This is a genomic window from Lactobacillus mulieris, from assembly GCF_007095465.1.
Lineage (GTDB): Bacteria > Bacillota > Bacilli > Lactobacillales > Lactobacillaceae > Lactobacillus > Lactobacillus mulieris.
The window spans coordinates 1-15,664 of the sequence record NZ_SDGL01000020.1 but is presented as its reverse complement, the minus strand read 5'-3'; the positions used below and the strand labels follow the sequence as shown (position 1 = coordinate 15,664).

The 15,664-nt window shown below is 36.4% G+C and carries 6 protein-coding genes and 2 pseudogenes; all 8 read right to left on the bottom strand.

What is annotated here, in order from left to right:
- Nucleotides 1-2,130 (bottom strand): MiiA motif-containing surface protein (locus tag ETI37_RS07390; protein ID WP_208723192.1); only part of this gene is annotated, 2,130 nt, incomplete at its 3' end.
- Between the two features lie 75 nt (nt 2,131-2,205).
- A pseudogene (locus ETI37_RS08020) lies at nt 2,206-2,379 on the bottom strand (hypothetical protein); the annotation flags it as partial.
- A gap of 89 nt (nt 2,380-2,468) precedes the next feature.
- On the bottom strand, nt 2,469-8,753 hold the full coding sequence (locus ETI37_RS08000) for a MiiA motif-containing surface protein (RefSeq protein ID WP_336619845.1): 6,285 nt from the start codon (nt 8,751-8,753) through the stop codon (nt 2,469-2,471).
- Between the two features lie 21 nt (nt 8,754-8,774).
- Nucleotides 8,775-11,234 (bottom strand): annotated as a pseudogene (locus ETI37_RS07995) (BspA family leucine-rich repeat surface protein); the annotation flags it as partial.
- A gap of 559 nt (nt 11,235-11,793) precedes the next feature.
- Nucleotides 11,794-13,269 (bottom strand): sensor histidine kinase, encoded by a 1,476-nt coding sequence (locus ETI37_RS07380; protein WP_143458506.1) that lies wholly within the window; start codon nt 13,267-13,269, stop codon nt 11,794-11,796.
- Complete coding sequence (locus ETI37_RS07375; protein WP_006586498.1) at nt 13,266-13,988, bottom strand: response regulator transcription factor; 723 nt, start codon at nt 13,986-13,988, stop codon at nt 13,266-13,268. The genes ETI37_RS07380 and ETI37_RS07375 overlap by 4 nt, the downstream gene beginning before the upstream one ends.
- Nucleotides 13,988-14,380, bottom strand: a complete 393-nt coding sequence (locus tag ETI37_RS07370) for an SdpI family protein (protein ID WP_006586497.1) — start codon at nt 14,378-14,380, stop codon at nt 13,988-13,990. The genes ETI37_RS07375 and ETI37_RS07370 overlap by 1 nt, the downstream gene beginning before the upstream one ends.
- A gap of 13 nt (nt 14,381-14,393) precedes the next feature.
- Entirely contained in the window at nt 14,394-15,356 is a 963-nt protein-coding gene (gene manA, locus ETI37_RS07365) for a mannose-6-phosphate isomerase, class I (protein ID WP_006586496.1), read from the bottom strand.
- Between the last annotated feature and the right edge of the window lie 308 nt (nt 15,357-15,664).

The window sequence follows — 15,664 nt, the reverse complement described above, 5'->3', positions numbered from 1 at the left end:
AACTTTATCGAAGTTGTTCAAACTTTGGTCTGCTTGAGCATCATTAAATGTCAAAGCTTCACCTGAAGTGTGGTCTGGATAAGTGATGGTTTCACTTCTATCCAATTCCTTTTGTGTTCCATCTTCAAATGTCACAATTGTCCGACCGTTATCCTTAACTTCTACATCAGAAATGTGCTTATCGCTATTTGCATTCTTGATGTTTTCAGCTACTTGAGTCTTTTCGCTGTCTGTTAAGTTATCTGGGTCATTAACTGGAACTTTATCGAAGTTGTTCAAACTTTGGTCTGCTTGAGCATCATTAAATGTCAAAGCTTCACCTGAAGTGTGGTCTGAATAAGTGATGGTTTCACTTCTATCCAATTCCTTTTGTGTGCCATCTTCAAATGTCACAATTGTCCGACCGTTATCCTTAACTTCTACGTTTGCAATGTGCTTATCGCTATTTGATTTCTTGATGTTTTCAGCTACTTGAGTCTTTTCGCTGTCTGTTAAGTTATCTGGGTCATTAACTGGAACTTTATCGAAGTTGTTCAAACTTTGGTCTGCTTGAGCATCATCAAAGGTTAAAGCTTCACCTGATGTATGGTCTGGATAAGTGATGGTTTCACTTCTATCCAATTCTTTTTGAGTTCCATCTTCAAAGGTAATGATTGTTCTACCATTATCCTTAACATCAACACTTGCAATGTGTTTATCACTATTTGCATTCTTGATGTTTGAAACCACTTGTTGCTTTTCATTGTCTGTTAATTTATCTGGATCTTGGACCGGAGTCTTGCTAAAGCTATTAAGTTCTGCGTCTGCATCCCCAGTATTAGTTAGTGGATCAACCATTGCAGTGTCTTTAACATTTTCTTCACCTTTGATAACAGTATGTGACCCATCTCCGTATGTTACTGTGGCATTTCCTTGATCATCTACATTAATATCAGTTGCAGATGGATTATCTTTTTGGACTTGAGCTTTAATTGCTTGTTGTTCATCTTTGCTAAAGCTGTCTGGATTATGAATTTCAGTCTTAGTTTCAGGAGCCTTAGTATCACGAGCCTGACTATTGTTAATTGCATCAAGTGCAGCATCTAAAGCCTTTTTAGCATTATCAACTGACTCTTGACTAGCATTTTCATCTGCATCAATATCCTTAGCATTCTTTAATGCAGTCTCTAAGTCTGATTTTTGCTTATCACTTGCCATTTGGTAAGTATCTAAGTCCTTAATTGCATCAGCTACAGTAATTGAACCTTCAAGCTCAGACTTATCAGTAGCCTTGCCATCTAATGCACGAGCAGCATCATTAAGTTTTTGAGTTGCATCGTCAATTTCAGCTTGAGTTGCGGTGTCTTTTTCTTGGCCATTTAAGATTGAATCAGCCTTAGCTAAGGCATCATTAAAGGCTTGCTTCTTGTCAGCACTAGCATTGAAGTAACTTGAAGAATTCTTAAGTCCTTGTGCTGCTTCATCAGAGGTTTGTAAAGCAGTCTTATCAACATCAGTAACAGTGTCAGAAGCGTCAAGGCTCGCCTTTGAACCATCATTGAAGAGAATTGTAGCATTACCCTCTGTATCAACATCAACAATCTTAACATTTGAGTTAGCAGAAGTAATTGCACTCTTAACAGCACTAATTTCATCATCAATCAAAGCTGTCTTGTGAGCTGCTGGAACTGGAGTCTTAGCTGGCATCTTAACATTAGAAGCATCTGTTTTACCACTAAAGGCCTCAAAAGCTTGATCAAGCTTAGCTTTAGCTGCATCAACATTAGTTTGAGTTGCACTTGGATCAGCATCTTGTCCTTCAGCTTCAGATAATGCTTCACTCAAAGCTTCACGTTGTGCATCACTTGCATTATTGTAAACATCTGTGTTTTGCAAATCCTTTGCAAGAGCAATCGATTCTTCAAGTGGTTTCTTATTAGTTGCTTTACCATCAAGATTAGAAATCGCTTGTTCAAGAGCAGACTTAGCATTATCAACGTCAGTTTGACTAGCGGTGTCCTTCTTATTGCCAGTTAAGATTGCTTCGGCATCTGCTAATGCCTTATCAAAAGCAGTCTTCTTATCATCGCTTGCATTGAAGTATGATGAAGTGTCTTTTGCACTATCAGCTAAATCTTTTTGAGTTTGCAATTCAGACTTGTCGACATCCTTGATAGTTTCATTAGCAGTGTAAGTCTTCTTAGAACCATCGTTGAAGATGACATTTGCTTCAGCTGTTAAAGGATCAACAGTAACAGACTTAACTTGGCCATCATTTGCCTCCCTAATTGCTTGTTCAATTGCAGCTTCTTCTTCAGAAGTTAAAGCATTCTTATGAGCTGCTGGAACTGGAGTCTTAGCTGGATTATGAGCTTTACTTGCATCGTTATCTCCACTAATTGCGCTTAAAGCAGCATTAAGGGCTTGTTGAGCTTTATTAACATCAGCTTGAGTAGCATTTGGATCTTGATCTTGCTTGTTAGCTTCAGTTAATGCCTTATCAAATGCCTTTCATCACTTGCATTATTGTAAGTGTCACCAGCATCCTTGAATCCATTAGCTAAATCAATTGAACTTTCAAGGTCTGTCTTATCAGTCTTTTGACCAGTTAAGGCTTGCTTAGCATTGGCAATATTTGCTCTTGCAGCATCAACTTCATCCTTGGTTGCTGTTGGATTATCAAGAACTGCTTGACCATCAGCAATTGCGTCATTATATGCCTTTTGAGCATCGTCACTTGCGTTGTAGTATGCTGATGTCTTTTCAACAGAAGGCTTTTCGTTGACATCGTTTTGCAAGCCGCTCTTGTCAACGTCAGTCACTGTCTTGTCTGAGCCAATTACACCCTTTGATCCATCCTTGAAAGTTACAGTTGCGTTACCAGTGTCATCGACTGAAACAGTAAATTCTGCATCAGGAGTCTTGGCCTTGATTGCGTCAGTAACATTGTCCTTAACTGATTGCTTTTCAGTATTAGTTAAAGCAGACTTATTACCAACTTGAGTCTTTTCAACAGTAACATCAAGCTTGTCAGCCGCACTCTTGGCAGAATCTGCTAAAGCTGCTTTGGCATTGTTAATTGCTTCTGTTGCATCATCAATTGCCTTTTGAGTTGAAGTTGGGTTGTCAAATACTTTTCGACCTGCTTCTACCGCTTGCTTGTAGTTGTTTTGAGTTTCAGTTGAAGCGTTAGTAAAGTCACTTCCACCTTCAACCGTTGGAGCTTCATCAATTGCTGATTTAAGTTTGCTCTTATCAGTATCAGTAACTGTTTCTGATGCCGAAACAGTAGCCTTTGAACCATCCTTAAATGTAACTGTTGCGCTACCATCATTGTTTACATCAACTGTTACATTTTCGCCAGGGTTCTTAGCATCAATTGCACTCTTAACATTACTTTGGACTTGACTCTTTTCATCGTCAGTCAAGTTCGTCTTATCACCAACAGGAGTCTTAGTAATGTCAGTAATTACCTTACCTTTGGCAGCATTAATTGACTTAGTTACTTTATCAAGAGCTGTGTTGATTGCACTTGCTGCATCATCAATTTGCTTTTGGCTTGAACCCGCATTATCAAAGACACTTTGACCATCTTGTACTGCCTTCTTCAATTCTTCTTGTGCAGTTGTTGAAGCGTTAGTAAAGTCACTACCCTTAATTGCCGCATTACCGTTATCGAGTGCTGTCTTCAAAACAGTCTTGTTAGTGTCTTGCGTAGTTGCACTTGCTGGAATAGTTACTTTTCCACCATTAGCCAAAGTTACTGTGGCACTACCATCGCTGTTTACTTCAACTCCCTTATTGCCAGGGTTAGCGTCGTTAACCGCCTTTTCAATTTCATTCTTTTCATCATCATTTATATCACGGCCGCGGCCAACAGGGGTCTTAACACTAGGGTTATTAGCAGATGCTGAATTAATGCTTGTTTGAAGAGCGCTAATTGCCTTCTTCAAGTTGGCATCTGAAGTATCAACATCAGCTTGTGAGAACTTACCTGCTTCTTTTTCTTTTGCGTCAGCTAATGCTTTTTCAAAGTTAGAACGAGCTTCATCACTAGCCTTTTGGTAGTTAGTAGTATCAGCCTGCAACTTATCAGCAGTAGCGATATCTTGACGTAATTCATCCTTGTTAACGTCCTTGATTGTTTGATCAGGAGTCAAAGTAACACTTGATCCATCTATCAAGACAATAGTTGCACTTCCATCTGCGTTAACTGTGCTCTTAGACTTGTCAATGTTATCGTTCTTAGCTGCAATCTTATCTAAGATAGCTTGCTTTTCTGCTTCACTTACATTGCTTGGATCAACAACTGGCGTCTTGTCAAAGCTGAAGTCAAAGTTAAGTCTTGCATTAGTTGAACTTAAAACTAATCCTTTAACTGCATCTTGAATTGCCTTAGTTGCAGCATCAATTTGTTCTTGAGTAGCTGTAGTATTTTGGTTAACTTCTTTACCCTTGGCAATTGCATCATCATATACTTTTCTAGCTTCATCACTAGCACGTTGGTAAATTTGAATTGGAGTCTTGTCTTCAGAATCTTGCAATGTGACAGTTGGGGTATTCTTAACTGCACTTTCATTGTTCAATTCCTTAACCAAGCTACTCTTGTCAGTACCCTTCAATGTATATTCAGGTGCAATTGTAGCATTGGAACCGTCGTTAAAGGTTACAGTAGCAGTTCCCTTATCGTCTACAGAAACTGTAGTGTCAGGGTTACCCTTTTCAACTGCCTTCTTGACAGCTGCTTGTTCATCACTTGTTAAAGCATCCTTATTACCAACAGCAGTCTTATCAATATTGGTATTTACCTTACTTTGGGCAGCATTTGCGGAATCTTCCATTGCCTTCTTGGCATTTTCAATTGCGTCAGCTGCATCATCAATCGCCTTTTGACTAGCCTTATCATTATCAAAGACTGTTTGTCCAGCACTAACTGCTTTATCGTAAGCTTCTTTAGTAGCAGTTGATGCCTTATCGTGAATTGCCTTAGTTGCATCTGTCTTAGAATCATCTAAGTCATTCTTCAAACGAGTCTTATTAGTATCTGTTGTGGTCTTTGAAGCTGGAATTGTCGCCTTTGAACCATCGTTAAATTCGACAGTTACTTCTCCACTCTTAGGATCAACAGTTACACTCTTAACATCATTATCCTTGTTGGCATCTTCTACAGCTTTCTTAATAGAATCTTGTTCTTCGCTAGTTAAGTTAGTCTTATCACCTACTGGAGTAGCCTTGACATTACTATTAACTTTGCTTTGAGCGGCATTGGCAGAAGTAGTTAAAGCTTGCTTTGCCTTGTCAATGTTATCTCTTGCAGTATTAACTTCTACTTGAGTAGCATTGGCATTATTCAAAACATCTTGGCCAGCCTTGATTGCATCTTCGTAAGTCTTACGTGCATCATCACTTGCGTTCTTGTAGTCATCACTTTGACGAACATTATCTGCATCGCTTACGCGACTTTGAAGCTCTTGCTTGTTAGTTGCTTGTCCATCAAGCTTGCCATACGCATCATCAATTGCCTTTTTAGCTGCTTGGTAATCGGCTAAAGTAGCATTTTCACTTGCTAAAGTACTTTCTGCATCAGTTAAAGCCTTATCGTAGTTAGCTTTTGGAGTTTGGGTAGCATTGTAGTACTTGGGGTCAGTAGTCTTGCCTGCTAGACCAGTGTCATGAGCAGTTTGAAGAGCTGCTTTAGCCTTCAATCTTTCTTCACCATTCAAGGCAGCTTTATCAGTGGCTTCTTGATTAATTAAAGCAGTAACTTGATCACTATTTAAATCATCCCCAGTTGGAGCAACAGTTGCACTTACCTTATCACTAGTAGTGTCATATACACTCTTCAATGCTGGGTCAGCGTAGTTGTAATTATCAGTTGCCTTAGTATCAGAAACTGTAGCAGCAACAGTCTTTAATTGCCCCATCTTATCGTTCAAATCACTATTAGTGCTTTGAGCGGTAGTCAATTCAGCTGGACTAGTTGCGTCACTAATCCGCTTTTGAGCAGTAGCTTTTTGAGCATTGTTCAAGTTTGGATAGTTTGCATCAAAGTCATCTAATGCTTTTTGCTTATCAGCATCAAACTTAGTTTGACCATTCAAAGCTTTAGCCGCATTATCAAGTTCTGTTTGAGCTTCTTGAACTGCTTGGGCATCAGTAGTTACAACACCTGTGCTTGAGCCATTTTCTTTATCAAGCAATGTCTTCACTTTATCAAGAGCATCAGTGTATGCTTTTTGCTTATCTTCATCTGCATTAGTGTACTTAAGTGAAGCCTTGATTTGGTCAGCCTTAGTGTAATTTTCATCAGCTGCCCAAGTCCCCATATTAGTGTTGGTATTCTTAGCAGCATTAACAGCAGCTGTTACATCAGCAACTGTTTTAGCATTTGCGACAGCTTTCTTAGCAGTTTGCATTTGAGCGTTGTTTAAATTAGTCAAGCCTGATAAATCAGTAGCTGCATTAGTCTTTGCTTCACTAAGCTTAGTAGTGCCGTTTAAAGCACTAGCTGCATCATCAAGGTTCTTCTTAAGAGTTGCAACGTGAGCAGAATCAGCACTTGCACCAACACTTTCACCAGTTGACTTAGCTAATACATCATCAGCTGCTTTCTTAGCTGCATCATAAGCATCCTTCAATGTTTGATCAGCATTTAAGTATGGATCTGCTGTAGTATCTAAGTTTAGGTTAGTATCGTCATGCAATGACTTCATATTGTCATCAGTTGATTTGGCATTAGTCTCTGCAATTGTTACATCATCAATAGACTGAGCATTTTCTACTGCACTAATTGCTGAAGCTTTTTGTGCATTGTTAATATTTTGTAAGTCGCCAATTGCTGCTTTGGCATTATTTTTAGCAGCTGTTAAGTTATTGTCGCCATTGAGTGCTGCATATGCATCATCAACTTTTTGCTTAGCTGTTTTAACTGCATCTGGGTCAGTAGTTACATTCCCCGTTGAAGTACCTTTTGACTTATCAAGTAAATCTTGAGCTGCTTGTACTGCATCATTGTATGCTTTTTGCTTATCAGAATCAGCATTCTTGTAGTTGCTGCTTTGCTTGATGCTATCGGCATTAGCATAGTTTTTATCATCTGCTAAGTCACCCATGTTAGTGTTGGTATTCTTAGCAGCGTTAACAGCAGCAGTTACATCAGCAACTGTTTTAGCATTATCAACTGCATCTTGAGCAGTCTTTCTTTGAGCATCATTAAGCTTAGTCAAACCTGACAAATCAGTTGCTGCATTGTTTTTAGCATCACTAAGTTTCTTAGCACCGTTTAGTGCACTAGCCGCATTATCTAATGCATCCTTAATATCTTGAACATGCTTAGGATCTTCACTTGCACCAACGCTTTGACCAGTTGATTTAACTAAAATTGCATCTGCAGCCTTCTTGGCATTATCATATGCAGTCTTCAAATCTGAATCAGCATTTAAGTATGGATCCTTGGTAGTGTCAACGTTTAAATTGTCGTCGTCACTCAATGACTTCATGTTATTGTCAGTTGTTTGAGCATTATTTTGTGCAGTAGTAACGTCGGCAACAGTTTGAGCAACAGAAACTGCATTTTTAGCAGCTGTCTTTTGTGCATCATTCAAGTTTTGCATGTTGTCAATTGCAGTGTTGGCATTAGTTTTAGCATTAGTCAAGCCATCGAGATTTGCAATAGCTTGGTCTAACGCTGCCTTTGCTTGATCCACTTCAGATTGAGTAGCATTTTGCTTGTTATTAACTGTTTCAGCATCTGCTAAAGCTTGATCTAATGCTGACTTCTTATCAGAACTTGATTGGTCATAAGTGCCATTACTTTTTGCTGTATTAGCATTAGCAATTGAAGTTTGTAAATCAGCTTTATTAGTTTCTTTGCCATCTAAATTGCCCTTAGCAGTTTCAATAGCCTTAGTTGCATCATCAACTTGCTGTTGAGTTGCATTAGGATCTGCCAAAACTGCCTTACCTGCAGTAATTGCTTCATCATACGCATTTTGCTTAGTACTGTCAGCATTGTAGTAGGCTGCGGTACCTTGAGTTGTAGGTTGAGCATCAACGGCCTTTTGCAAAGCATCTTTTGAAATAGTAATTACATTTAAAGTTACTGGTACAGAAATGTCAGAAGTGCCTGTTGTCCAAGAATTTGCACTACCATTTACAGTTGCTACTAAATTACCTTGTTGCTTACCAACAGTACCGGTTGATGGTGCTGAATTATACCAAGACCACTTAGTTACTGAACTACTTACTTCATCATAGTTACTTACATATTTCTTAGCAAAAGCTGCAGCGTCAGAAATATTGGTATCTTTTTGAATATCAGTAGATACTGCATTAGGACGTTTGTAAACTGTAATAGTGACATATTTAGTATTACCATATTGGGTACTAAATGAAGTTACAGCTAAAAAGCCACTCGTTCCAGTTGAGTCATTATTTACAGTTACATTATCGTTTTGTAATGCATATGCTTGGTCATTTGTTCCCTTAGCAGTATATGCAAAGAAGTTAAACTTCAATCCACTACTTGGAATTGTTACTCCACTTAAGGATTTACCAGCAATGACCGTACCACTACCCAATTTCGTTGTACCTCTGACAGCAAATCCAGTAGTATCACTTGATGAGAATGTATATGGCTTACCATCTGCAGTAACAATGTTTACAGGGATAGAAACAACATAGTAATCGTTATCACTTAAATTAGATTGCTTGGATCCGTACACTCCTTCAGCACTTCCTGCATCTTTGTTAGTGATAAGTGCGTCAGATGGCATGTTTAGAGCTGCATTATCTAAAGCACCTTTAGCATCATCGACTTGTTGTTGAGTTGCATTAGGATCAGCTAAAATATCCTTACCATTTTGTAATGCTTTATCAAATACTGCTTGAACATCTTTGCTTGAAGAGTCATATGCAGTTTTTGTTAAGCCTGGGTATGTATCAACAGCTTTTTGTAAAGCTGATTTATCTACATTTTGAGACAGTAATGCTTTAGTGTTAATAATTTTTGCAGTTGCATCATCTACATCCGTTTGATATGCCAAATCATTACTTAAAACTGATTTACCGGCCTCTACAGCATCATCGTATGCTTTTTGCTTTTCAGCGCTAGCTTTCTTGTATGCATCTGATTCATGAGTAGCTTCCTGATCATCAACTGCAGCTTTTAACTTAGAGAAGTCTACATTAGTAATAACTTCCTTATCAGCCATTAACATTTGTTGAATATAGTCTTCATCAGAAGTGTAATTACTATCTTGAGTCAATCCCGCCTTAACTAAGCTGTTTGAAGTTGTCCCATCTTTAGGATCAAGCTCATTATTAACAATTGCATTAGAATAACCAGTTACAGTTTGCAACATCTTAGTAATATTGTTGACTAAATTACCTCCACCACCATAAGCAACATTTGGTGTGTAATCAACATATTTGGTAAAACTTGCTTCATTATCATATGACTTAGAATCTTTAACAACAGAATAATAAATTCTATTGGAACGATTCATTGAAGCATAGTCCATACCTAATAAACTATTAGCTGATGTTTTCAAAACCAATCCTAAAGTAGAATTATAGCCCGTATTACCATCATATTGGAACATATAGCTTCGATCTACACCATTTGCTAATTGCCAATTAGTCAAGTCCATGTAGGTTAATACTTGCTTATTACCGGTATTTTGTTGAACAAATGGTGATGAGTTAGACAAACCAAACATATATTGGAAATTAGTTACTTTTGAAACATTCCAATTTTTAAAATTATCACCAGTTGTATACATCAGATTTTTACTAGTCTGAGAGCCGGTTCTACCAGTATCTACTAAGTGATAAATTCCAGGAGCATCCCAGAAAGTGCCAGACATATCCGTAACATTTGAAGTATTCCATTTGGATACATCAAGACCGCTTAAAGATAAGGTTCCTCTAAACATATTTTGAATACTCGTTACATTACTAGTATTCCATCCTGATACATCAAGTGATTTAAGAGCAAAATCATTTTGGAACATCCCTGCCATTTTGGTTACATTACCAGTATTCCAACTGGAAACATCAAGATTAGTAAGGCTTTCATTACCATAAAACATGGCAGTCATATCTTTGACTTGCGAAGTATTCCAGGTACTAACATTTAAAGTTTTTAGATTGGTTAAGCCAGAAAACATAAATGTCGTATCAGTTAAGCCAGTCGTGTCAAGACTTGATGCATCAATTGCTGTTACCCACGTATTAGTTTTGCTAGTATCCATCTGAATAGCAATCTGACCATTTGACTTTTTAACAACACTATATGGTGAAAATGCTCCAACCCATATTCCCTTGGATGTATCGTAAGTCAATTCCTTAGCAACTGTATCAGCACTTAATTTTTTATAATCACCGATTGTTAAAGCAATCTTGCCTAAACTTGAACCATCAGTATTTCTTGAAAAGACAATAGTATGAGTATTATGGTTGTTAGCAATTTGACGAATTGCATCCCATGTAATTGATACACGAGTTGCCGCATTTAACTTACCTGCCACTTTAAAGTCATAGGCATTCGGAATGACAACAGTTGAGTCATTACCCATATATTTGGTAATAACAATACCTGTCTTATCAGTTGTGGTATACCAATTAAATTTCTTAGCATCTACATTGTTGATATCAATGTTTGTTTGATTAGTTGTATTTGAATTAGTTGCTGGAACTGCATCATTACTTGCTCGATCTTCTTGAGCCACATTTTCGCTAGTCAACTCATTAGTACTCTTATTTGTAGTTGATGAGTTGCTACTTTCATTGTTTGCTGAACTTGTGGCATTTTGACTAGTAGATGAACTAGACACAACTTCAATAGTTTCACTACTATTCAAGGTTTTAACAGTTTGACCATCACTTAACGTTACATGTGCAGTACCGTCATTATCTACAATCACTGATTTTACATCGGAATTAACAGCTTTAATTGCTGAAATTACAGCTGCTTTTTCACTATCAGTTAAGTTGTTAGCATCAGCTACTTGAGTTTTCGCAGGTGACACTAAAGTCTGATTAGAAGTTGAACTCGAAGAACTTTCTTGAGAACTAGTTGAACTACTTGCTGTTGAATCAGCTTGAGAACTAGTTGCCGAACTTGAAGTTGAACTCTCTGTTGAGCTTTGACCATTAGTTTCCGCTGCGTGAGTTATTGCTGTATTGGTCCCCAAATATAAAGTTGTAGAAAGTAGTACAGATGCTAATCCTAGCGTGGTTTTACGCAAAGAAAAGTGCTGCCTACCATTAGCATGTTTTAAATCATATTGTTTTCTATTTTTTTAGAAAGCATAACAATTTCCCCCGTTACAAATCTCCAACTAAAATATACATAACTCAAATAAAACCGGTTATGCATCTTGGCACATCGGTTTAAATCAGTTATTTATCCTAATTTGCCTAAAGTGTATAAGAAATCGGTATCATTAGTCAAAGGATAAACGTTAAAATAATTTAGCAGGGGTGTTACCCCCCCGATTTGTAATAAAAATCGTTATTTAATTTACTATGGAAAAGCTTGTTATTTAGCTATTAGTTATTAAAGCAATTTATCAATTTCATAAAATTTATAAGAATGTGTTATTTATGCAACAAAGTAAAATAATAAGAGATTTTCGTTTATTATAAACAATAGTTTAATGTTTTATTTTATACTTTGTGAAAATTATTAAGAATTGGTAAAGGTATTTACCCAAAATAAAAACAGGAGTTATTTATCAAAACTCCTGTTTTATTTAAGTGCTATTATAAATGGTTATAAATTAACACTTTAAGTAACTATAGCTTCTCTTATCAGTCTTCTTTACTAAATTCTTCAAAACCTTTATCAAAGAAAGTAACTGAAAAAGTCGAACCAACGCCTGGTGTAGAATCTACTGAAATTTTACCACCATGTTGTTTAATTAAAGATAGAACAATTGCTAATCCTAAACCAGATTCACCTTTTCCACCTAGTTTGGCTCTAGAGGGATCTGCTTTATAGAATCGTTCAAAAATATACTTAGTTTGGTCTTCACTCATCCCAATACCAGTATCATTAACAAAAATTTCTGTCCCATGCTTTAATCGCTTAGCACTAACTGTAATTACACCATTTTGGGTAAATTGAATGGCATTTTGAACTAGGTTAACCATAATGTGGGTAAACCGATCATGATCTGCATAGACTGGTAACTTTTCTGGAATCTCAAGCTTAATAACATCATTTTCTTTTTCAGCATTAGTTTTAAGTTGAGTCTTTAAATCATTCAATGGTACTGCTGCATCAAAGTTTGTCTTAATCAAACTAATCTGATTATTTCTACTCTTTTCGTAGTCTAAATTTTCATTTACTAGTCTAATCAAGCGGTTAGTTTCACGATGCATTAATTGATAAGACTTCGGTTTCGAATCTTCAGGAATTGCATCATACTCTAACCCTTCCAAAATACCATTAATAGTCGTTAATGGCGTTCTCATTTCATGAGCAGCATCAGCCATAAATTGATCACGTCTGCGTTCTTGCGCCTTGACTGCTTCAGCTGATTTCTTTAAAGCCTTAACCATTGAGTTAAAATCACTAGCCAAATCATCTATTTCATCATGGTCTTGATGATTAATTTGTACATTTAAATCTCCTGCAGCAACCTTCTTAGTTGCTTTGGATAAGCGCTTTATCTTAACTAAGCTATAGTAAGAAATCAAATAACTCAAAATCAGACTAACAATTAGTGTAACAACAAATGCACTAATTAAATTTCGCTTAGCCAAGTTTACTGGTTGTTCGACATTTTTTACACGTGCCCCAATCCATACAGCACCAACCATCTTACTGCCATTAAACCAAGGGATAATCACACTAGTATAGGCATCTTTACTTGAAAAGTAAGTTTCCTTCTGATCATGATCATTCTTTATTCGAACTTCATTGCCTGATTTTAAAGTGTTCCAAATATTTTTTGGTAATTTAACCTTCGGTCCCATTTTAGGATAAAGTTGTTTATTTTTACCATTAAATACACGAATCTGTAAATCATCAGACTGCATTACTATTTGTAATTTAGTTAAAAAATGACTATCTATTAAGTCATTACTACTTGAATTATTTAAACCATCAGGACCTTGTTCTGTCGCCAATTCTCCTAAAGAACTAGCATAACCTTCAAGACGCTGATAAGTATTTTGATACGCCTGATTAGAGGCAAAATTTATTACGGAAAAACCAACAATTGCTGTTGAGGTCAAAATAATGGCCAAAAAAGCAAGCATGTGTTGATAAATTAACTTCATTTGTTCACCTGTGAGTCATCAAATTTATAACCGACTCCCCAAACGGTTTGAATAATCTGTGGCCCAACTTCTTCTAACTTTTGACGCAACTTTTTGATATGTGCATCAACAGTTCTTTCTTCTCCATAATATTCATAGCCCCATACTAGCTCAAGCAGTTTATCTCTTGAAAAAACTTGCTTAGGCTTTTGAGCCATTGTATAAAGTAAGTCAAATTCCTTTGGTGTTAATCCATCGATTTGTTTATCTAAGAAATAAACTTCACGACGAATCTTAGAAATTTTCAAAGTATTAGTTACAATATCGAAATCGCCCTTAGCTTTTCTATCCTCATCATTATTTTCTAAAGCAGCTCTCCGATGTAATGCCTTAATTCTAGCAATTAAGGCAATAGGACTAAAAGGCTTGGTAACGTAATTATCAGCCCCGATTTCTAATCCTAACACTTGATCTGACTCACTATCGCGAGCTGTAAGCATAATAATAGGAACGCTTTCAGAAATAGCTCTAACTTCCTTAGCAACCTGAATACCGTCTTTTTTGGGTAAATTTAAGTCAAGCGTAATCATATCATAATAATCTGGACGCTCCTTAAACTTATCCACTGCTTCAAGACCATCACGGGCAATATCAACGTTCCATTGTTCCTTTTTAAAGAACAATTCCATCATTTCGGCAACCGATGAATCATCTTCCACCATTAAAATATTTAATTCCATTATAAATCCCTAAATCCTTTAACTTTTTGGCGTTTAACTTCATCTGGCTTTACATAATCATGTGGTAATTCATGTCTCTTTTGCAAAAATTTTTGTAGACTTTTTTCAGTTAGTGCAAAAGGAATGATAATAAAAATCACAAAAGTTAACAGCCAAACTAAAAAATATTTATCTCCGCCTAAGAAATGTATTGCTAGTCCAAGTAAAAACTGCACTAAACCAACAAGAAAATTATACCTAGCTCCCATTTTTTGCGCAAATTGGAAGCTATCTTTATTAGTTTGGGCTAAATATGAAAGATAGCCATATAAGCGATCTGGGCGCTTGGCCGGAACTAAAAACCAAAGCAAACCGACAATCATCATAATTAAACCACAAGCAACATAGATCATACTACTTCATCCTTTATTTTTTTATAGGTGCTGAAGTAATCATACTAAGCTTTCCAGAAAATGTGAAATCATAACTACCAGTTGGCAAGATAAAGTTATCGCCAAGTTTTAACTCATACTCTTTATCAGGCAAACATAATTTTCCTGAACCAGAAATGACAGAAAATAGTTGGTATGGCCAATTCATTGTGAATTTTACTTTTCCATCAAGGTCAATTTTAGCAAGATAAAAATGCGGAGAAACAGGCTTATTCAAAAGTGTTGTGATTATTGCATCCCCACTTTTTTCTTTTTTGATATCTAGTTTTGGATCCTTGTGAGGAACTGTTGTTACATCAATTGACTTTTGAGTGTGAAGTTCCCGCTTTTGTCCCGTCTTTTGATCTACTCGATCATAATCATATAAGCGATATGTCACATCACTTGATTGTTGAGTTTCAATTACAACAATCCCCTTAGTTAAAGCATGAATTGTACCAGCTGGTACGTAGAAAAAGTCACCTTTTTTAACTGGAACTTTGCGAAGCAAGTCATCCCAATGTCCTTCATGAATCATATCTGCTAATTCCTGGCGTGACTTGGCATGATGCCCATAAATCAAGTAAGAACCTGGATCTGCTTGTAAAACATACCAAGATTCAGTTTTTCCTGAATCATTTTCATGAATTGCAGCATATTCATCATCAGGGTGTACTTGAACAGATAAGTTATCATTAGCATCCAAGTACTTAACTAATAGTGGAAATTCCTTTTCTTCTGGATTAGCAAATAATTCAGGATGTTTTTGATACAAATCCCGCAAGCTCATCCCTTTAAATTTTCCATTAATAACATGTGACGCATCATCACGATACCCTGAAATAATCCAAGCTTCTCCTACTTTTCCATCTGGAATTTGATAATTAAAGAGGGTTTCTAATTTTCTACCACCCCAAAGTTTTGTTCTAAAATATGGTTCTAAAAAAATTGCTTCCATGCTTTTCACCTTTTATTCCAAATTAAACTAGTTTTTATTGATAATAGCTGTGAATAAATTTTATTTTTATGCTTCCCAAAAAAATCAGGTATCGCTTTCATCACTTTTATATTACAGCTAAATAAATTATACCAATTTATCAACTTTTAACAAAATTATAGTTACACAAAGTTTCACAGTATTAATACTTAAAAGATGGCTAAGTCTAACTTGCAAGAAACTTGTATAATCATACGCGTGGTGCTAGTTAAATCTTTCTAGACAATAAGCCAAATTATAAGCTAAAATTGCAATTTCCAACCGGCTTT

What these genes read in the sequence shown, in the direction of transcription:
- ETI37_RS07370 (WP_006586497.1), bottom strand. Translation starts at nt 14,380, where the DNA reads ATGATCTATGTTGCTTGTGGTTTAATTATGATGATTGTCGGTTTGCTT.
- ETI37_RS07375 (WP_006586498.1), bottom strand. Translation starts at nt 13,988, where the DNA reads ATGGAATTAAATATTTTAATGGTGGAAGATGATTCATCGGTTGCCGAA.
- manA (WP_006586496.1), bottom strand. Translation starts at nt 15,356, where the DNA reads ATGGAAGCAATTTTTTTAGAACCATATTTTAGAACAAAACTTTGGGGT.
- ETI37_RS08000 (WP_336619845.1), bottom strand. Translation starts at nt 8,753, where the DNA reads ATGCCATCTGACGCACTTATCACTAACAAAGATGCAGGAAGTGCTGAA.
- ETI37_RS07380 (WP_143458506.1), bottom strand. Translation starts at nt 13,269, where the DNA reads ATGAAGTTAATTTATCAACACATGCTTGCTTTTTTGGCCATTATTTTG.